19 protein-coding genes are annotated in these 19,171 nt (G+C 71.0%); 9 read left to right on the forward strand and 10 right to left on the reverse strand.

Features of this window, described 5'->3' with window-relative positions:
• Positions 1–978, forward strand: coding sequence for an epimerase (locus DEJ08_RS01910; protein ID WP_111053917.1), 978 nt, complete (start codon positions 1–3; stop codon positions 976–978).
• Here DEJ08_RS01910 and DEJ08_RS01915 read toward each other — a convergent pair.
• Positions 947–1,969: an EamA family transporter gene (locus DEJ08_RS01915; protein WP_258366993.1), complete on the reverse strand. Its 1,023-nt coding sequence runs from the start codon at positions 1,967–1,969 to the stop codon at positions 947–949. The genes DEJ08_RS01910 and DEJ08_RS01915 overlap by 32 nt on opposite strands.
• 72 nt (positions 1,970–2,041) lie before the next feature.
• On the opposite strand from DEJ08_RS01915, the gene DEJ08_RS01920 reads away from it, so the two are divergent.
• Positions 2,042–2,956, forward strand: coding sequence for a LysR family transcriptional regulator (locus tag DEJ08_RS01920; RefSeq protein ID WP_111053916.1), 915 nt, complete (start codon positions 2,042–2,044; stop codon positions 2,954–2,956).
• A gap of 82 nt (positions 2,957–3,038) precedes the next feature.
• Here DEJ08_RS01920 and DEJ08_RS01925 read toward each other — a convergent pair whose 3' ends face one another.
• The 5 genes from DEJ08_RS01925 to DEJ08_RS01945 form a co-directional block, all read right to left on the reverse strand.
• Complete coding sequence (locus DEJ08_RS01925) at positions 3,039–3,845, reverse strand: L,D-transpeptidase family protein (protein WP_284180497.1); 807 nt, start codon at positions 3,843–3,845, stop codon at positions 3,039–3,041.
• A gap of 2 nt (positions 3,846–3,847) precedes the next feature.
• On the reverse strand, positions 3,848–5,077 hold the full coding sequence (locus DEJ08_RS01930; protein WP_111053914.1) for a hypothetical protein: 1,230 nt from the start codon (positions 5,075–5,077) through the stop codon (positions 3,848–3,850).
• A 151-nt stretch (positions 5,078–5,228) separates the two neighbouring features.
• Positions 5,229–6,614, reverse strand: coding sequence for an adenylosuccinate lyase (gene purB, locus DEJ08_RS01935; protein WP_111053913.1), 1,386 nt, complete (start codon positions 6,612–6,614; stop codon positions 5,229–5,231).
• Positions 6,611–7,123, reverse strand: a complete 513-nt coding sequence (locus DEJ08_RS01940) for a low molecular weight protein-tyrosine-phosphatase (protein WP_017886476.1) — start codon at positions 7,121–7,123, stop codon at positions 6,611–6,613. The genes purB and DEJ08_RS01940 overlap by 4 nt, the downstream gene beginning before the upstream one ends.
• Positions 7,124–7,170: 47 nt before the next feature.
• On the reverse strand, positions 7,171–7,569 hold the full coding sequence (locus tag DEJ08_RS01945; RefSeq protein WP_071404898.1) for a phage holin family protein: 399 nt from the start codon (positions 7,567–7,569) through the stop codon (positions 7,171–7,173).
• Positions 7,570–7,629: 60 nt separating this feature from the next.
• Here DEJ08_RS01945 and DEJ08_RS01950 point away from each other — a divergent pair, with 60 nt between their 5' ends.
• The 5 genes from DEJ08_RS01950 (at position 7,630) to DEJ08_RS01970 (ending at position 13,288) form a co-directional block, all read left to right on the forward strand.
• Positions 7,630–8,709 (forward strand): histidinol-phosphate transaminase, encoded by a 1,080-nt coding sequence (locus DEJ08_RS01950; protein WP_111053912.1) that lies wholly within the window; start codon positions 7,630–7,632, stop codon positions 8,707–8,709.
• A 23-nt stretch (positions 8,710–8,732) separates the two neighbouring features.
• Complete coding sequence (locus DEJ08_RS01955; RefSeq protein ID WP_071404900.1) at positions 8,733–9,869, forward strand: thiamine pyrophosphate-dependent dehydrogenase E1 component subunit alpha; 1,137 nt, start codon at positions 8,733–8,735, stop codon at positions 9,867–9,869.
• Between the two features lie 86 nt (positions 9,870–9,955).
• Entirely contained in the window at positions 9,956–10,915 is a 960-nt protein-coding gene (locus DEJ08_RS01960) for an alpha-ketoacid dehydrogenase subunit beta (RefSeq protein ID WP_111053936.1), read from the forward strand.
• Positions 10,916–10,956: 41 nt separating this feature from the next.
• Entirely contained in the window at positions 10,957–12,567 is a 1,611-nt protein-coding gene (locus DEJ08_RS01965) for a dihydrolipoamide acetyltransferase family protein (protein ID WP_111053911.1), read from the forward strand.
• A 139-nt stretch (positions 12,568–12,706) separates the two neighbouring features.
• Positions 12,707–13,288 (forward strand): GNAT family N-acetyltransferase, encoded by a 582-nt coding sequence (locus DEJ08_RS01970; RefSeq protein WP_111053910.1) that lies wholly within the window; start codon positions 12,707–12,709, stop codon positions 13,286–13,288.
• Between the two features lie 4 nt (positions 13,289–13,292).
• Here DEJ08_RS01970 and DEJ08_RS01975 read toward each other — a convergent pair whose 3' ends face one another.
• Together DEJ08_RS01975 and DEJ08_RS01980 are read right to left on the reverse strand one after the other, a co-directional pair.
• Positions 13,293–13,931, reverse strand: coding sequence for an ABC transporter ATP-binding protein (locus DEJ08_RS01975; RefSeq protein WP_111053909.1), 639 nt, complete (start codon positions 13,929–13,931; stop codon positions 13,293–13,295).
• Positions 13,928–15,955 (reverse strand): bacteriocin-associated integral membrane family protein, encoded by a 2,028-nt coding sequence (locus DEJ08_RS01980; protein WP_111053908.1) that lies wholly within the window; start codon positions 15,953–15,955, stop codon positions 13,928–13,930. The genes DEJ08_RS01975 and DEJ08_RS01980 overlap by 4 nt, the downstream gene beginning before the upstream one ends.
• Before the next feature lie 258 nt (positions 15,956–16,213).
• On the opposite strand from DEJ08_RS01980, the gene DEJ08_RS01985 reads away from it, so the two are divergent.
• Positions 16,214–16,948 carry a GntR family transcriptional regulator gene (locus DEJ08_RS01985; RefSeq protein WP_017886466.1) on the forward strand — a complete coding sequence of 245 codons (735 nt, stop codon included), beginning with the start codon at positions 16,214–16,216 and terminating at the stop codon, positions 16,946–16,948.
• A gap of 76 nt (positions 16,949–17,024) precedes the next feature.
• Here DEJ08_RS01985 and DEJ08_RS01990 read toward each other — a convergent pair whose 3' ends face one another.
• Entirely contained in the window at positions 17,025–17,477 is a 453-nt protein-coding gene (locus DEJ08_RS01990) for a PTS sugar transporter subunit IIA (RefSeq protein WP_111053907.1), read from the reverse strand.
• Positions 17,474–17,710 (reverse strand): PTS sugar transporter subunit IIB, encoded by a 237-nt coding sequence (locus tag DEJ08_RS01995; RefSeq protein WP_027464959.1) that lies wholly within the window; start codon positions 17,708–17,710, stop codon positions 17,474–17,476. The genes DEJ08_RS01990 and DEJ08_RS01995 overlap by 4 nt, the downstream gene beginning before the upstream one ends.
• Before the next feature lie 178 nt (positions 17,711–17,888).
• Here DEJ08_RS01995 and DEJ08_RS02000 point away from each other — a divergent pair, with 178 nt between their 5' ends.
• Positions 17,889–19,157, forward strand: a complete 1,269-nt coding sequence (locus DEJ08_RS02000; RefSeq protein WP_111039738.1) for a PTS transporter subunit EIIC — start codon at positions 17,889–17,891, stop codon at positions 19,155–19,157.
• Positions 19,158–19,171: the final 14 nt, after the last annotated feature.

Here is a 19,171-nt window from a genome sequence, read left to right on the forward strand (position 1 = left end):
ATGAACGACCAGAAGGGCCGGGTCGTGATCGCGGGAGCGAGCGGCTTCGTGGGGCGGTACCTGCGGGACGCCTTCACCGAAGAGGGGTACCAGGTCGTCACCATCGGCCGGACCGGCGACGCCGTGTGGGGCAACACCATGCGCATCCGGGAACTCGTCGACGGCGCCGCCATGGTCGTGAACATGGCGGGCAAGAGCGTCAACTGCCGCTACGGCCGACGCAACCGTGCGGAGATCATGCGCTCGCGGGTGGACACCACGCTCGAGCTCGCCGAGGCCATCCGCACGTCCGAGCACCCGACGCCGCTGTGGATGAACGCCTCGACCGCGACGATCTACCGGCACGCCGACGACCGACCGCAGGACGAAGCGACGGGGGAGATCGGCGAGGGGTTCTCGGTCTCCGTCGCCCGCGCGTGGGAGGACGCCTTCTTCGGCGCCGACCTGCCCGGCACCCGTCGTGTGGCGCTGCGGATGGCGATCGTGTTCGGCGACGGCAGCGCCCTGCTGCCGCTCCTCCGGCTCGCGCAGGCCGGCCTCGGCGGGCCGCAGTACGACGGACCGTGGGTACCGACGCGCTCCCGGCTCCGCGCCGGCACCTACCACCATCACCAGCCCACGCACGGTCGGCAGCGCTTCAGCTGGGTGCACATCGCCGACGTCCTCGGGTCGATCCGGTTCCTCCGCGACCACCCGGAGATCGAGGGGCCGGTGAACATCTCGAGCCCGAACCCGTCCGACAACCGCACCGTGATGGCGACCCTCCGCGACGCCGTCGGGCGCCGGTTCGGGGTGCCGACCTGGCGGTGGATGCTCGAGCTCGGGTCGTTCGCGATCCGCACCGAGACCGAACTCGTGCTGAAGAGCCGGTGGGTGGTGCCGACCCGGTTGACCCAGGCCGGCTACGAGTTCCGGTACCCGCACCTGCGCGGGGCGCTCGCCGGGATCATCGCGGAGCGTCGCCAGCACCGGGGCTGAGCGCCGGGTCGAGGTCGCGCGGACTGCCGCTCGCGAGCGGTCCGTGCGGCACGTCGTGCGACCTCGGCGACACGGCAGCGGCGCGTCGTGCGACCTCGTCGACGGGGGCCGGTCGCGGCCCGCGGTCGCGCGCCGGACGTGACGACCACAGCACGGCGGCCACGACGACCGCGCCGGCGAGCACCTCGACCAGGTCGGGCACCTCGCCGAAGGCCACCCACGACGCGAGCACCCCGACCACGGGCACGAGCATCGAGAACGGCGCGACCGTGCTCGACGGGTAGGCCGCTAGCAGCCGCGACCAGATGCCGTAGCCCACCAGGGTCGCGACGACCACGATGTAGAGCAGGCCGAGGTCGGCGGGCAGCGCGGCCGCCGTGAACGCCGAACCGAGAGCGGTGCCGATGCGGTCCGGGCCCTCGACCACGAGCGACAGCACGACCATCGGGACCGGCGGCACGACGGACCACCACAGGGTCAGGTGCAGCGGGTTCGCGGCCCCCGCCCGCCGGGTCGCGACGTTGCCGATCGCCCACCCGAGCGCACCGCACAGTGCGAGCACGACGGGCAGCAGCGCAGCGGTCTGGGAACGGTGCAGGGCGATCGCGGCGAGGGCGGCCACGGCGACGGTGACCCCGACGACCTGCCGGCCGGTCAGCCGCTCGCGCAGGAACACCCCGGCCAGCACCACCGTGAACGGCGCGGAGGCCTGCAGCACGAGCGAGGCCAGCCCCGACGGCATGCCGGACGCCATGCTGAGGTACAGGAACGAGAACTGCAGCACGCCGAGCCCGAGACCGACGAGCAGGAGCCGCCCGAACGGGATCCGCGGCCGCGGCACGAACAGCAGCGTCGGGACCGCCAGGATCGTGAACCGCAGCGCTGCGAGCAGGAACGGCGGGAAGTGCTCGAGCGCGAGTGCCGTCGCGGGGAAGTTCAGTCCCCAGACCACGGCGACGACGACGGCGAGGAGGCGGTCTCGGGTGGTCATGCTCCTCATCGTCCCGGCCCGCACGTTGTAGGTCCATCGAAACCTTCACGAACGACGATGTAGGGTCCCTGCATGGTCGACTTCGACGTGCAGCTGCTGGCGGTCCTGCGGGAGCTCGCCGAGCGCGGCAGCGTCACAGCCGTCGCCGAGGCCACCCACCGCACACCGAGCGCCGTCTCCCAGCAGCTGCAGACGCTACAGCGGCAGGTCGGGGTCCCGCTGGTCGAACGCGTCGGGCGCGGGGTTCGGCTGACCCTGCACGGCGAAGTGCTCGCGGGCCTGGCATCCGGGGTCGCGACCGCCATCGCGCAGGTGGACGCCGCCTGGCAGGAGCACCTCGGCGGCACGACCGGACCGGTGTCGCTGGCGATCTTCCCGTCGGCGGCGGAACTGCTGCTGCCCGGCGTGCTCACCCGGATGCAGGCACACCCCGGCATCGCGCTGACCCTGGTCGACGTGGACGTCAGCGAGGGGGAGTTCGCACCGCTCGCGGCCGACCACGACGTGGTCGTCGGGCACCGGTCGGACGGCGTCCGCCCGGCGGACCAGGGATCGGTCGACACCGTGCCGCTGCTCCGCGAACCGCTCGACGTCGCCCTGCCGCCCGGGCACGCCCTGGCCGGCCGCGCACGCGTGGGCATCGACGAAGTCGTCGGGGAACGCTGGATCGGCGTGCCGGAGGGCTACCCGATCGACCGGGTGCTGCACGCGATGGCCGCGGCGACCGACACCCCGCCGAGTGTCGCGTTCCGCACGATCCACCTGCCGGTCATCGAGAACCTGGTGGCGGCCGGCCACGGCATCGCACTCGTCCCGCGGTACACGTCGGGCACGCGAGCCGCCGGGCGCTTCCACCTGGCGGAGCTCGCCGACGTCCGTGCCGGACGCCGCATCGAGGCACTGGTCCGCCCCGACCGTGCCGTCCGTCCCGTGGTGCGCACCGTCCTGGAGGCGCTGGTCGCCGTCGCCCTGGACGTCACCACCTGAGACGGTGGCGCCCACTGCCGGGCGCACGCCGTGCCTCCAGGCCGCCTGTCAGCGCACCTGGAACGTCAGCGCACCTGGAACGTCAGCGCACCTGGAACGGCGTGCCGAGCGGCAGGCGCTCCGCCAGCGCCGTGATGTCGGCGTTGTGCATGCGGATGCAGCCGTGCGAGGCGGCGGTGCCGATGCTCGACGTGTCCTCCGTGCCGTGCAGCCCGATCTGGCCGGGGCCACCGCCGAACGAGTTGAGCACGTCCGAGAACGCCGTCGTGCCGTACGCGTACGGGCCGTAGCCCTCGTTGGTCGGTGCGAGCAGCTCGGTCAGCGCGAACCGGCCGGTCGGCGACGGTGTGCCGCCGGTGCCGGTGGCGACGGGGTAGCTGTCGACGACCTTGCCGTCCTTGTACAGGTCGAGCGTCTTCGTCGAGCGGGTGACGACGATCGCGTACGGGTCCTCGGTCAGGGTGACGGCGCTGGTCGGCACCCAACCGGTGCTGCCGTTCGGGCGCTGTGCGAGCTGCACCTCCGCCCAGCCGTCCTGCTGGTCGACGACCCGGAAGACGAGCGGGGCACCGGACGCCTGCGGGTTCTCGAGGGTCTGTGTCGCCGTGCCGCCCGCGCTCGCGCTGACCGGGACGGACGCGCCGGTGACGGCGGCGACGGTGGTGCTGGCCGGGGCGTCGACCGCGTTGACGGGCGCTGCCGACCGGGTCGGCTCCGGTGTCGTCGTGGGGGTGGGCGTCGGTGCCGCGACGGACCGGGTCGGTGTCGGGGCGGGCGCGGCTGACAGGGGACCGAGCGCGACGAACGCGACGGCCCCCGCACAGACGACCGCCACGGCGGCGGCGATCACAGTCGCACGCCGCCGTGGCTCGGTCGGGAGGATCGGCAAGATCAGCCCGTGAAGTTCGCCGTTCCGGGCACCGGGACGGCGACCGGTGCCGTGCCCGGGTCACCGGCAGCGGCCGGGTCGGCCGTGACGGTGAGCGCGGCCTGCGCGGCCTGCGCCGACGAGGCGCCGACGAGACCGACGCTGTACGCGCCGGCGGTGTTCACGAAGTCGGCGGGCAGGACGATGGTGCCGGAGACGTTGCCGTCGGCGTCGGCGCGGAACGCGACCCCGGGGATGTCGGTGCCCTGGGCGCCGGTGCCGACTCCGGCGCCGACGAGCTCGTTCGGAGCGAAGCCCGAGCCCTGGATGCGGACTCCGGTGGTGGTGGCCTCGGTCAGCGTGGCCGTCGGGGTGAGGAGCTCGGCGGCCGCGGTGGGCTGCGGCGTGAAGTACGTCGTGGTGTCGTCGATGCGGAGCGCGGAGATCGAACCGCTGGCGTCGGCGGCGAGCGACTGACCGTTCGCCTCGAGCGGGGCGGCGAGGCTCTTCAGCTCGCTGCTGGGCAGCGCGCTCGGTGCCGGGGTGCCGTCGACGGTCGGGGCCGGGGTGGGCTCGTCGGTCGGAGCTGGCGTCTCGGTCGGCTCGGGCGTCGGCGGGGCCGTGGTGTCGGCGGCGACGTCGATGCCGACGTAGACGACGTACCCGACGACCTGCGCGTCGGCGGCCTCGAGGTCGGCCGTGAGCTCCGTCGTCGACTCGACCTCGCCGGTCGCGGGGTCGATCCAGTTGCTGGTGCCGTCGGAGATGCCGACGCCGTCACCGGTCTCGGGCGCGTCCGTGGCGAAGACCACGGTCTGCGCGCTGGTGTCGCCGCCCTCCTGGACCGCGAGACCGAAGCTCGTCGCGCCGGTGGTCGTCATGCTGATGCCGGCGGCGAGGGCGGGGACGCTGCTCGCGGGCACGGGCTCGTTCAGGCCGCGGACCAGGCCGACGGCCTCGCCCTCGGAGACGGACAGGCCGTCCTCGTCCAGCGTGGCGTGGTCGGTGATCGAACCGCCACCGTCCAGGTCGGTCACGGACGCCCAGTACCACTGGTCGGTCAGCGGGAAGGTGCCCGTCGGCGCGGCGGTGAAGTCGTCGGCCGAGTCGGTCCAGGTGACGATGGCCGAAGCAGCGGTGCTCGTCACCAGGGCGGTCGAGACCGTCGGGACGAGGGCGGCGGAGACGCCGAGCACGGTGGCGCCGACGGCGGCCGCGGTGATGCGAGAACGAAGCACGGTGTGGAGATCCATCCGGTCAGTGGACAGGGTGCATCCACTGCGACGCCCCCCGTGCTGAGATGTACTCAGCGATACGAACCTATCGAACCGCTCAGGATTCCGCACCCCCCGGACGCGGATCCGATGACGGACCGACGACCGTCCGGCCGCCGGTCCGTCGTGCTCAGACGTCGAGGTGGTCGACCAGCTCGTCCGCCAGGCCCGTGTAGGTCGCCGGCGTCAGGTTGGTCAGCCGGGCCTTCGCGCCGTCGGAGATGTCAAGACGGTTCACGAACACGATGAGGTCCTGCTGGCTCACCCGCTTGCCCCGCGTGAGCTCCTTGAGCATCGCGTAGGGGTCCTCGATGTTCGACTGCCCGGCGGTGACCTCGGCACGGATGACCGTCTGGATCGCCTCGGCGAGGACCTCCCAGTTGTGGTCGAGGTCGTCGGCGAGCTTGGCCTCGTTCACGGCGATCTCGCCCAGACCGCGGCGCAGGTTGTCGAGCGCGAGCAGCGAGTGCCCGAACGCGACGCCGATGTTCCGCTGGGTGGTGGAGTCGGTCAGGTCCCGCTGCAGTCGGCTCGTCACGAGGGTCTCGGACAGCGTCGAGAAGAGCGCCGACGAGATCTCGAGGTTCGCCTCGGCGTTCTCGAACTTGATCGGGTTGATCTTGTGGGGCATCGTCGACGACCCGGTGGCACCCGCGACGGGGATCTGCGTGAAGTACCCCATCGAGATGTAGGTCCACACGTCGGTGGCCAGGTTGTGCAGGATCCGGTTGGCGTGGCGCACCCGGTCGTAGAGCTCGGCCTGCCAGTCGTGCGACTCGATCTGCGTGGTGAGCGGGTTCCACGTCAGGCCGAGGCCCTCGACGAACTCGCGGGACAGCGCGGGCCAGTCGGCCTCGGGGTCGGCGGCGAGGTGTGCCGAGAAGGTGCCGGTCGCGCCGGAGAACTTGCCGAGGTACTCGCCGCCCTCGATCTGGGCGAGCACGCGCTCGAGTCGGTAGACGACGACCGCGAGCTCCTTGCCGAGCGTCGTCGGGGTGGCCGGCTGACCGTGGGTGTGCGAGAGCATCGGCACGCTCTTCAGCTCGACGGCGAGCGTCCGGAGCTTCTCGAGCACGGCACGGAAGCCGGGCAGCCAGACCTGGTCGACGGTGTCCCGCACGGTGAGTGCGTAGGACAGGTTGTTGACGTCCTCGCTCGTGGCGGCGAAGTGGGTGAGCTCGGCGATCGCGTCGAGCCCGAGCTCGGACAGTCGGCGGCGCACGAAGTACTCGACGGCCTTGACGTCGTGACGGGTCGTCGCCTCGATGTCGGCGAGCTCCGCGATCTGGTCCTGGCCGAAGGTCTCGACGATCCGGCGCAGTGCTGCCTTGTCGTCGACGCTGAGCGGCGAGGTGGTGAACATCGCGTGGTCGGTCAGGAAGATGAGCCACTCGACCTCGACCACGATGCGCGCGCGGTTGAGGCCGGCCTCGGAGAGGTGCTCGCCCACCGTGTGCACGATCGGGTAGTAGCGCCCGTCGAGCGGGCTGATCGGCTGCGGGGGAAGGGGGGTCATGGGGCTCCCTGACGGACTGCCGGCTCGAGCTGGTGGAAGAGCGCCCGGCAGGCCCGTTCGACGGTCGAGAGCACTCGGTCGAACTCGTGCCGGTCCGCGTAGTACGGGTCCGGCACGTCGGCCTGCTGGGGCCAGGCGGCGTCGTACCGCAACAGGAGCGTCACCTTGGCGGAGTCGTCCATCGTCGGGGCCCACGAACGCAGGATGCGCTCGTGGGAGCGGTCGAGTGCGACCACCAGGTCGAGGTCCGGGAACCGGTCCGGGTCGAACTGACGGGCGCGATGCCTGCTGCCATCGTATCCGCGCGCCGCCAGCGCTGCGATCGTGCGCTCGTCGGCGGGTTCGCCGACGTGCCAGTCACCGGTGCCGGCCGACTCCACCTGGAACCGGTCGGCGAGACCGGCGTCCGCGGCGATCTGCGCGAACACGACCCCGGCCATGGGGGAGCGGCAGATGTTGCCGCTGCAGACGAACGAGACGCGGAACGGGGCGTCGACGTCCTGGGTCATGAGCACATCATGACGCAGGGCGGGGTCCTCCGCGAGGTCCGCCGGGGTCACGCCCGCTGGCGGTTGAGCACCGGGCGGGCGAAGAGCCCGATCAGCCAGGCGAAGACCGCGAGCACGAAGGCACCGACGATGCCCCAGCCGAAGGAGTCGACCTCGAGCCCGAAGCCGAACGCCTCCGAGATGCCCGCGACGATGAGCAGCAGGATCGCGTTCACGACGAACGAGATGAGCCCGAGCGTGAGGATGTAGAGCGGGAACGCCACGATCCGGATGAGCGTGCCGATCACCGCGTTCACGAGACCGAACACGAACGCCACGAGCAGGAAGGTGAGGACGGTCGCGGTGGTCCCGCCGTCACCGAACGGCGTCACGGAGACGCCGCTGACGATGAGCGTGGTGAGCCAGAGCGCGAGGGCGTTGACGACGAGGCGGACGAGGAATCGCATGCGCCCATGATGCCCTCGTTCCCCTCGTGGGTGCCGTGGGCCTGCCGGTAGCCTGGACCCGTGAGCGAGCAGCGTGTGCACATCCGGCCCGAGGTGGCCGTCCTCCCCGCGTACAAGCAGGGGCGACAGGCGTCCGACTCCGCCTTCAAGCTGTCGAGCAACGAGAACCCGTTCCCGCCGCTCCCCGGGGTCGTCGAGGCCGTGCAGGCCCAGACCTCGTACAACCGCTACCCCGACGCCACCGCCCTCGCCCTGCGCGCCGTGCTGGCCAACCGCTTCGGGCTGACCGCCGAGCAGGTGCACGTCGCCCCGGGCAGTGTCGCGATCCTGCACGAGCTCGCCCGCGCGACCTCGGGCCCGGGCGACGAGATCGTCTACGCCTGGCGCTCGTTCGAGGCGTACCCCGGGGTCGTCACGGTCGCCGGCGCCACGAGCGTGCAGGTGCCGAACCGCGCCGACGGCGGGCACGACCTCGACGCGATGGCCGCGGCCGTCACCGAGCGCACCCGCATGGTGCTCGTCTGCTCGCCGAACAACCCGACGGGGCCGATCGTGACCGCCGCGGAGTTCGACGCGTTCATGGCCGCGGTGCCGAAGTCGGTGCTGGTCGTGCTCGACGAGGCATACGCCGAGTTCGTGACCGACGAAGCCGCCGTGCACGGCCACCCGCTGCTCGCCGCGCACCCCAACCTCGTGGTCCTCCGTACCTTCTCGAAGGCGTACGGGCTCGCCGGGCTCCGGGTGGGCTACGCGCTCGGTCCGGACTACGTGCTCGACGCCGTCCGGGCCTGCGCGATCCCGCTGTCCGTGACCGCCCAGGGCCAGGCGGCGGCGCTCGCCAGCCTGGAACGCGAGGCCGAACTGCTCGGACGCGTGACCGAGATCGCCACCCTGCGCGACCGGATCGTCGTCGAGCTCCGGGCCCAGGGCTGGGACGTCCCGGACGCCCAGGGCAACTTCCTCTGGCTGCCGACGGGCGAGCGGACGGCGACCGCGGCGGCCGCGTTCGAGGCCGCCGGCATCATCGTCCGGGCCTTCCCGCCAGAGGGCATCCGCATCTCGATCGGCGAGCACGAAGCTGTGGAAACGCTCCTCCAAACAGCCCGCTCACTTGTGGGGGACCTCCAGGTGGCCGACTAGTGCCTGGCGCTACGCTGGCCCGCATGTCATTCCGCGCCGCGGCTCCCGCGACGACCACCGTCCGGCTCCTCGACCCCGAGGGTCGGTTCGTGGAGACCGACGAGAACGCCGAGTTCGCCGCCGCCGCGCGGGCGATCCCCGACGAGACCCTGCTGGCGATGCACCGCCGCATGGTGCTCACCCGTCGGTTCGACCACGCCGGCCACAACCTCCAGCGCACCGGCCAGCTCGGCCTGTGGGTGCCCAGCCACGGGCAAGAGGCGGCACAGACCGGCTCGGCCTTCGCCCTGCGCGCCCAGGACCACGTGTTCCCGTCCTACCGCGAGCACGCCGTCACGATGCACCGCGGCGTCGAGCCGATGGAGATCATCGCGATGTACCGCGGGCAGACCCACGGCGGGTGGGACCCGGACCAGCGCGGCAACACGCACATCTCCACCCTGGTGATCGGCTCGCAGACCCTGCACGCCACCGGGTACGCGCTCGGCCAGAAGCTCGACGGCGACGTCGGCACGGGCGACCCGGACCGCGACGCCTGCTCGATCGTCTACTTCGGCGACGGCGCCACCAGCCAGGGCGACGTCAACGAGGCCTTCGTGTTCTCCGCGTCGACCAAGGCGCCGGTCGTCTTCTTCCTGCAGAACAACCACTGGGCCATCTCGGTGCCGGTGTCGGTGCAGTCCCCGACGCCGCTCGTCGACCGCCCGCGCGGCTTCGGGATCCCGAGCGTCCTGATCGACGGCAACGACATCCTCGCGTCCTACACGGCGTCGGTCGTCGCGACCGAGCACGCCCGCAGCGGCCAGGGCCCGGCCTTCATCGAGGCCGACACCTACCGCATCGGTGCGCACACCAGCTCCGACGACCCGAGCCGGTACCGCGCCGACGGCGAGCTCGAGGAGTGGGTCCTGCGCGACCCGATCGTCCGGTCCGAGGCGTACCTGCGCTCGAAGGGCGCGACGGACGAGCAGTTCGCCGCGTTCGACGAAGAGGGCGAGGACATCGCCGCCGACGTCCGACGCCGCACCGTCGCCCTGACCGCACCGTCCGTCGACGTCATGTTCGACAACGTGTACCGCGAACCGCACCCGCGGATCACCGAGCAGAAGGCCTGGCTCGCCCAGTACGAGGCCGGCTTCGAAGGGGGCGCCCACGCATGAGCACCACCGAGCAGCTCTTCGACTACACCCTGCGCTCCCACCCGGGCGCCGGTGAGGTCCCGAGCGACCCCACCCCGACCCTGCCGATGGCCAAGGCCCTCAACGCAGGGCTCGCCGCAGCCTTGGAAGCGGACGACAAGGTCCTGCTGATGGGCGAGGACATCGGCCAGCTGGGCGGCGTCTTCCGCATCACCGAGGGCCTGCAGGACCGCTTCGGCGCCGAGCGCGTGCGGGACACCCCGCTCGCCGAGGCCGGGATCATCGGCACCGCGATCGGCCTCGCCCTGCGCGGCTACCGCCCGGTCGTCGAGATCCAGTTCGACGGCTTCGTGTGGCCCGGGTTCGACCAGATCACCTCGCAGCTCGCGAAGATGGCGAACCGCCTGCCGGCGCACATGTCGCTGCCCGTCGTCATCCGCATCCCCTACGGCGGCCACATCGGCGCCGTGGAGCACCACCAGGAGTCCCCCGAGGCGTACTTCGCGCACACCCCGGGTCTGCGGGTCGTCAGCCCGAGCACCCCGAACGACGCCTACTGGATGATCCAGGAAGCCATCGCGTCGAAGGACCCGGTGATCTTCCTCGAGCCGAAGTCCCGCTACTGGCCCAAGGGCCAGGTGGACCTGGTCGACGGCCACGTCCCGATGCACACGACCCGCGTCGCCCGCACCGGCAGCGAGGTCACCCTGGTCGGGCACGGCGCCATGGTCGCCACCCTGATGCAGGCGGCGGACATCGCCGAGGCCGAGGGCACCAGCTGCGAGGTCATCGACCTCCGCTCGATCTCGCCGATCGACTGGGAGCCGCTGCTCGCCTCCGTCCGCAAGACCGGTCGCCTGGTCATCGCACAAGAGGCCTCGGGCTTCGTCAGCGTCGGCAGCGAGATCGCCGCGACCGTCGCCGAGCGGGCGTTCTACACGATGCAGGCACCGCCGCTGCGGGTCTCCGGCTTCGACGTGCCGTTCCCGGTGTCGAAGCTCGAGCACCTGCACCTGCCGGATGCCGACCGCATCCTCGAGGCCGTCGACCGCGCCCTCGCCTACTGACCCGTCCGACCGAGCACGACCAGATCCGCGAAGGAGCCGTAGTGGCCGCCGCCGAATTCCCCCTGCCCGACGTGGGTGAAGGCCTCACCGAGGCCGAGATCGTGCAGTGGCGCGTCGCGATCGGGGACGAGATCGCCGTCGACCAGGTGCTCGTCGAGATCGAGACCGCGAAGTCGCTCGTCGAGCTCCCGTCGCCGTTCGCCGGCACCGTCACGGGCCTGCTCGTGTCCGAGGGAGACACGGTCGAGGTCGGCAAGCCGATCATCCGCGTCGACTCGGACGCGTCGGTCGCCTCCGGTGCGGCCCTCACGCCGCCTGCGGAACAGCCTGTCGAGCAGCCTGGAGGCGCGGCGCCCGTCGCCCAGACCGCCCCGGTCTCGCCCATGGTCGCGTCCACCCCGCCGGCCCCTGCCGCCCCGTCGGCTCCGGTCGCGCAGACCCCGCCCGCTCCTGCGGCGGTGCCGGCACGCGCCGCTGCCCCCGCACCGGCAGCACCTGCCCCTGCCGCCGCGCCGGCGGCGCCGGTCCAGCCGGTCGCGGTCGACGCCTCCGTCCAGGGCACGGACGAGTCCTCCGGAGCTGTCCTCGTCGGCTACGGCTCAGCGACCTCGTCGCCCTCCCGTCGCAAGCCGGGCGCCCGCCGGGCCGCAGCGCTCGCGGCCGAGGCGAGCCGCGCCTCCAGTGTGGACACCGCCGCGGCGGCCGAAGCCTCCGTCGACCCGGGCGAGGAGAGCACCGCCGAGGCGATCAGCGCCCTCGGCACGGGCTCCGCGCACAAGCAGAGCACTGCGACCAACGTGCTGGCGAAGCCGCCGATCCGGAAGCTCGCGAAGGACCTCGGCGTCGAACTGACCGAGATCGTCGCGACCGGTCTGGCCGGCGAGGTCACCCGTGACGACGTCATCCGGCACGCGAAGCAGGCGAGCGTCTTCCGGAACATCGAGACGCCCGAGTGGGGTGAGGTCCGCAGCGAGACGATCCCGGTCAAGGGCGTCCGCAAGGCCATCGCCACCGCGATGACCACGTCCGCGTTCACGGCACCGCACGTGTCGCTGTTCGTCGACGTCGACGCGACCCACACGATGGAGTTCGTCAAGCGCCTCAAGGCCTCGCCGACGTTCGCCGGCGTCAAGGTCTCGCCGCTGCTCATCGTTGCGAAGGCCGTCATCTGGGCCGTCCGCCGGAACCGTTCGGTGAACTCGACCTGGACCGACCGCGAGATCATCGTCCACCACTTCGTGAACCTCGGCATCGCCGCGGCGACCCCGCGCGGGCTCATCGTGCCGAACATCAAGGACGCGCAGGACATGTCGCTGCTCGAGCTGGCACAGGCGCTCGAGGAGCTCACCCTGACCGCCCGCGACGGCAAGACCACGCCGAAGCAGATGGCGAACGGCACGGTGTCGATCACGAACATCGGGGTGTTCGGCATGGACACGGGGACCCCGATCCTCAACCCCGGCGAGGTCGCGATCGTCGCGATGGGCACGATCAAGCCGAAGCCGTGGGTCGTCGACGGCGAGGTCCGTTCGCGCATGGTGACGACCATCGGTGCCTCGTTCGACCACCGGGTCGTCGACGGTGACGTGGCGTCCCGCTTCGTGCACGACGTCGCCTCGGTGCTCGAGGAGCCCGCGCTCCTGCTCGACTAGCGTCGGTCGTTCCGCTTCGTGAGCAGAAGTGGTCGGGTTGCTTCGAGCCACTCGACCATTCCTGCTCACCATCTGCGGGCTTCCGCAAACGTCGCGTGGTGTTCACACGGATGTCGGGGGTCGGCGGCATGATCGGTGCATGGTCCACCAGCTCCTGACCCCCTCGCAGGAGATCCGAACGGATCGCCTCCTGCTCACCCCGCTGACCCCGGCAGACATCGACGACGTGCACACGCTCTTCTCGGACGCCCGCACGTGGCAGCACCTGCCCACGGGTCGGCACGTGGCGCGGAGCTCGAGCGTGGACATGGTGCAGCGCAAGATCGGCGGTCGTGCACGCCACGGCCTCGGGTCCTGGGCGGTCCGCAGCGCCTCCGACCACGCCTTCGTCGGTGTGGGCGGGGTCGACATGACCGCCGGTGGGGTCTGGAACCTCGGCTACCGCCTGGCACCCGCGGCATGGGGGCAGGGCTTCGCGTCCGAGATCGCCCTCGCTGCCGTGCGTGCCGCCGCCGACACCGCTCCGGACGTCCCGGTGACCGGCCGGGTGCTCACGAACAACCCTGCTTCTGCAGCCGTGCTGCGTCGTGCCGGGCTGTCGCTGGTGTGGCAGGGGGCTCCCGCCGCGCAGAACCGTGCGGCCGCCGGCGTCGAGGGGCAGGTCTGGACCGATCGGCTGCTCTCCGACGAGCAGTTCGCCTGGCTCGTCGCCAACGCCTGACCCGTCAGCCAGCGGGTCCGCTGAGCGTGATGCTCCGTGCGGCGCGCGCTTCGACCGATGACGAGTGTGTCGCGATCAGGACGGCCGCTCCGTCGGCCGCCAGCTCGTCCAGCAGGTCGAGCACCATCGCGGCGTTGCCGTCGTCGAGGGCACTCGTCGGCTCGTCGGCGAGGATGACCGACGGACGCTTCACCAGGAGCCGCGCCATCGCGACGCGTTGCTGCTCGCCGCCGCTGAGTTCGTGGACGCGGTCCGTTCCGCGTCCGGCCAGACCGACACGGCCCAGGGCCTCACCCGTCCGGATGCCTCGGTGTCTGCGCCGTCCGTCCGGCAGGCGAACCACGTCGACGTTCGACTGGACCGTCATGTCGGGTACCAACCCGAAGTCCTGGAACAGGTACCCGAGGTGGCGCCGCCGGATCAGTCGTGCCCGCCGCTCGTTCGAGCCCGCCGACTCTCCGTTGATCCGGATCGTGCCGAGGTCAAGCGCATCGACGTGCCCGATGCAGTCGAGCAGTGTCGACTTCCCGCAGCCGCTCGGCCCGACCAAGCCGACGATCTCTCCGCCCGCCACCTCGAACGACAGGTCGTGCCACAGCGCGCGGCCTCCGCGACGCTTCGATGCGTTCCGTACCTCGATCATCGTGATCCGCTCCCTCGGTTGCGTGCAGTGCTCCGCGCCGTGACGGCCATGACGACGAGGCTCGTGGCGCTCACCGCCGCGAGCGCCACGAGTGCGATCGCCCCGGCGACTCCGGCTGACTGCGCGACCGGGTCGAGCGCCGATCTGAGCCCGCTTCCGTCCGGGCGTTGCGACCACCAGGTGTTGACGACGGCGATGACGGAGATCGAGACCAGACCGGCTTCGATCGTCAGCAGGCCAGCATCGGTGCGGACGGGCGAGACGCCACTGGTGAACTTCGCGAACAGCGCACGGCCGTGACGGCGTCGGTGCGCGATCGTGGCGACCATCCCGAGCATGACGCTGACAGCGAGGGTGCTGACCAGGGTGCCCGTCCCGATCGCCACGGTCGTCGCTGCGTGCCGTGCCTGTTCCGCCGCAGACTGACCCACCGCGACGACCGCGCTGAACTCGGCGCGGAGGCCCGACGCGCCGATCGACCGCTCAGCGGCAGCACGGGACGTGAAGACGACGTCTCCGGTCGACAACCACGATCCGAGTTCCTCGGCCGAGAAGACGTCGACCGGCGTGGGGACGACCACGATCACGGCATCGTCGAGCCACGCGCGCGACGACGCGTCGTCCGGGTACGAGTAGACCTGCTGGCGGGCCAGCGTGCCGCCGGTGACGTGCTCGAGGAGGGCGTCGGGTGCATCCCGCAACTGCCAGTCGGTCAGACCCTCGACGAGCCGCTCGCGGGAGAGGTCACTGTCGGCAGGCATCCACACGGCGATCTCCGCGCCGTCGGTGGTGATGCGTGCCCCGTCCTCGGAACGGACGTCCTGCAGGGCGAGGTAGCCCTGGTCGACGACGAGCGCAGGAACCATCGACTTCCCTCGGCCACTCGACACCTCGACCGCAGCGGCGAGGAACGCATCACGCCGCTCGAGTGCCGCGCCGGCGAAGTCACCGATGCGGTCCCAGTAGGCCTGCTCCTCGACCGGGCGGGGATCCGGGGTGACCCAGAGCTGGACGGTTTCGCCGGCCGCCCGAAGATCCCGTTCTGCCGTTCCCTGTCGCGCGGTGGTCACCGCCCCGGTCAGTTCGAAGACGGCCGCGACGAGCAACAGCAGCGCGGGCACCCGTGCGATCTGTGCGACGAGCAGGAGCGCGCCCGCTGGTCGAGCGCCCCGCAGTGCGCCGGCCAACGGCTGCCGGCACGCGACCACCGTGCCGATCGTGTGCGCGACGACGACCGGAACGAGCAGCCCCACGTGGAACACCGAGATCGCTGCGGCGAGGGTCGCCGCCGAAGCGAGCCCGTTGTAGAACCAGAGCCCGATGGCGGCGACGGGTGCTCCGATGGCGATGACGAGCACGGCGGTCCGGAGCTCAGCCAGCTCCTGGACGACGATGGCGGCTGTGGTGTCTCCGTGCAGTCGGCGGACTGCGCTGCGGCGAGGGGCCCCGACGGTCGTCATCAGGCAGAGCGCCACGCATCCCGAGACGAGTGCTCCGACCAGGGCCAAGGTCCGATCCAAGCCGTCGGTGACGCCGATGCGTTGCAGGAGCGGCACGCGCTCCACGCTGACCTCGTACCCGGCGTCTGTCAGTGCGCTCACGACGGCTCGCCGAGCGTCGTCGTCCCCGAAGACCGAGTACGAGCCGGTCGGGTCGAACTGGTCGAGTTCCGACATCGGACGGACGGTGGTGGCCATCGACCTCGTGAAGTCCTCGTACCCGTCGAGGAGCCAGCCGGCACCGCGGCTCGAGGGCGCGTCGGTGACGAGCGCCACGCGCCGCGTCGTCGGAGCTTCGCGGTCCGCCACCACCCGTGCGATCGTCGCGTGCTCGGCCTCGGCGACCTGCTCGAGTGCGGTCGCGACCCGCTGGTTCGATCCGGTCTCAGCACCGGCGGCAGCGGTCACCACGGACGAGGCGCCCACGATGCCGGCTTCACTGACCTGCACCAGGCCGATGAAGCCCAGGACGGAAGCCAGGAGGGGCGGGACGAGGTAGGCGAGCGTCACCGATCGGATGTTCATGGTCCCCCTTGCGGCGAGCGTGAGCGGGCGCTCCTTCGGGAAGCCGGCTCCTGGCCTCAGCGGTCGCACGTACTTCCTGCGAGGCTCGACCGATCGTGGCAGCGGCGCAGCACTGATGTCAAGAATCTGAAATGCATGTTCCACAGAGACCGAGATGCCCGACGTTGGTCTTCCCGGCCTGACTCGCTACTGTGATGGGCACTGGTCATGTCCGCGCATGACCACCGCCCAGGACCAGCAACGGAGCACGAGGGACGCATGACGAGCCGCATCACCGAGGGTGCCGAACCGAAGCACCAGCAGCTGCGGCGCATCCTGCTCGACCTCGTCACCACGCGACTGGCTCCCGGTGCTGCGATCCCGTCCGAACGGCAGCTCATCGCCGAGTACGGCGTCTCGCGGATCACCGTGCGGGAAGCCCTCGGGCAGCTGGTCAACGAGGGCTACCTGGAGCGCGTCCGCGGCAAGGGCACCTTCGTGGCGCACCGGCCCGTGCAGTCGACGCTGCACCTCGCCTCGTTCACCGAGGAGATGCGGGCGATGGGGCACGAACCGACCACCGTGGTGCTCGTGCGCGAAGAGCGGGTACCGCCGGCCGACACCGCCGCAGCCCTGCGGATCGACCCGGACGTGCCCGCCTTCCACGTGAAGCGCCTGCGGATGGCCGATGGTGCCCCGGTGTCGATCGACGACGCCTGGCTCGTGGCCGACGCGTTCCCGGGCCTGCTCGACCACGACCTGTCCGGGTCGGTGTACTCGATCATCGCCACGGAGTACGGCACCCCGATCGACCGCGCGCAGCAGACCGTCGCGGCGAACCCGGCGGCCGACGACGTCGCGACCCTGCTCGGGACGAAGACCGGAGCACCGGTCCTCGAGTTCGACCGGGTGTCGTACGCGGGGGAACGACCCGTGGAGCACACCCGCAGCTGGTACCGATCGGACCGCTACCGGGTGCAGATGGAGGTCACCGCGACCCCCGCGGTCGCGTAGTCCGCCCGACAACACGAAAGCGACTGTGTGCCGCGGGTGTTCCGCAGTACACAGTCGCTCTCGAAGGGGAAGTGGCCTAGACCTCGAAGAGGGTGTCGCCGTCGAGCACCGTGGTGCCGACCGTCCCCTGGTCGACACTGTCCGGCGTCGAACCGAGCACGACGACCGGGCAGATCGGCGAGTACCCGGCTGCTGAGATCACCGAGGGGGTGAACCGGACGACGGGGTCACCGGCGGTGACGGTGTCGCCCTCGGTCACGAGGAGCTCGAAGCCCTCGCCGGAGAGCTTCACGGTGTCGATGCCGACGTGCACCAGGACGTCGGTGCCCGCGGCACCCTGCAGGGCGAACGCGTGCGGGTGCAGCTTGACGATGGTGCCGTCGACCGGGGCCACCGCGGTGATCGCACCCTCGACGCCCGTCGGGTCGACCGCGACGCCGGCGCCGACGAGCTGCCCGGCGAACACCGGGTCGGGCACGTCGGCGAGGGCGACGACCGGGCCGCCGAACGGGGTGCGGACGACGGTCACAGTTCGTCCTGGATGTCCTGGGCGAGGTTGTCGGCGACCGTGCCGACGATGACCTGCCAGCCGGTGCCGCCACCGATGACGGCCTGGGCCCCGGCTGCCTGCAGGGCGGCCTTGTCGACCAGGTCCCCGTCCTCGACCTCGACGCGGAGGCGCGTGATGCAGCCCTCGACCTCTTCGATGTTCTCGGCACCGCCGAGTGCGGCGATGATGTCGGCTGCCTTGATGTCGGCCATCGTTTCCTCCTCGTTAAGGGTTTGCGTCGCAGGTTGACACCGGACCGCTCTCGGATCAGACTACGGAACTGGTCATGACCGGACAGGACCGGACCTGGCGACACCGCCGAGGTTACCTGCGCTGGCTGCACGACTCAACTCACCCCGACAGCTCCACCCAATGACGAGAGGACCTCCGATGAGCGCCACCACTGCCACGGATGTGCCGGAGAAGAAGAAGCCGAAGAAGCAGTCACGGCTGTTCGCACAGGCCCAGCGCCTCGGACGGAGCCTGCTCCTGCCGATCGCGGTCATGCCTGCAGCGGGCATCCTGCTCCGCATCGGCCAGCCCGACCTCCTCGGGGCGATCCCCGGCTTCGGCCAGTGGGCCGGAGTCATCTCGGCGGCCGGAAACGGTGTCTTCAACTGGCTGCCGCTGCTCTTCGCAGTGGGCATCGCGATCGGCTGGGCGAAGAAGTCCGACGGCACCACCGCGCTCGCGGCGGTCGTCGGCTACATGGTCATGTTCGAGGTCTGGAAGGTGATGTCGCCGATCGTCCTCGACGGTGTGAAGGACGCCAACGGCGACCAGGCGATGATCAACTTCGGGGTGCTCGGCGGCATCGTGATGGGGCTCGTCTCGGCGGTCATGTGGGAGAAGTTCCACCGCACGAAAATGCCCGACTTCCTCGGGTTCTTCTCGGGCCGTCGCCTCGTCCCCATCCTCACCGCGGTCGCGGGTCTCGTCATCGCCGTCGCGATGTCGTTCGTGTACCGCTACTTCGACATCGCGCTGACCGCGGCGGGGACGGCCGTGGCCGACAACGCCGTCATCGGCGGCGGCATCTTCGGCTTCGTGAACCGAATGCTCATCCCGATCGGGCTGCACCAGCTGCTCAACTTCTTCCCGTGGTTCCAGCTCGGCAGCTTCACCGGCGCGGACGGCGTGATCTACCACGGCGACATCGCGCGCTTCCTCAACGGCGACCCGACCGCCGGCATCTTCCAGACCGGCTTCTTCCCGATCATGATGTTCGCGCTGCCCGCCGGCGCCCTGGCGATCTGGCGCAACGCCAAGCCGCAGAACCGCAAGCTCGTCGGCGGCATCATGATCTCCGCCGCACTGACCTCGTTCGTCACGGGCATCACCGAGCCGCTCGAGTACTCGTTCATGTTCGTCGCGTTCCCGCTGTACATCATCCACGCGGTGCTCACGGGCACCTCGCTCGCCCTGGTGAACGCCCTCGGGATCCACGACGGGTTCTCGTTCTCGGCCGGCGCGATCGACTACGTGCTGAACTTCGGCAAGGCGGACGGGGCGATCTGGCTCATCCCGATCGGCCTCGGCTACGCGGTCGTGTACTACTTCCTGTTCAGTTTCGTGATCAAGAAGTGGAACCTCCGCACCCCCGGGCGTGAAGAGGACACGATCGCCGAGAACACGATCGACGCGGCCACCAAGCCGTAGACGCGAGCGTCTCC

It is taken from the genome of Curtobacterium sp. MCLR17_054, assembly GCF_003234335.2.
Classification (GTDB): domain Bacteria; phylum Actinomycetota; class Actinomycetes; order Actinomycetales; family Microbacteriaceae; genus Curtobacterium; species Curtobacterium flaccumfaciens.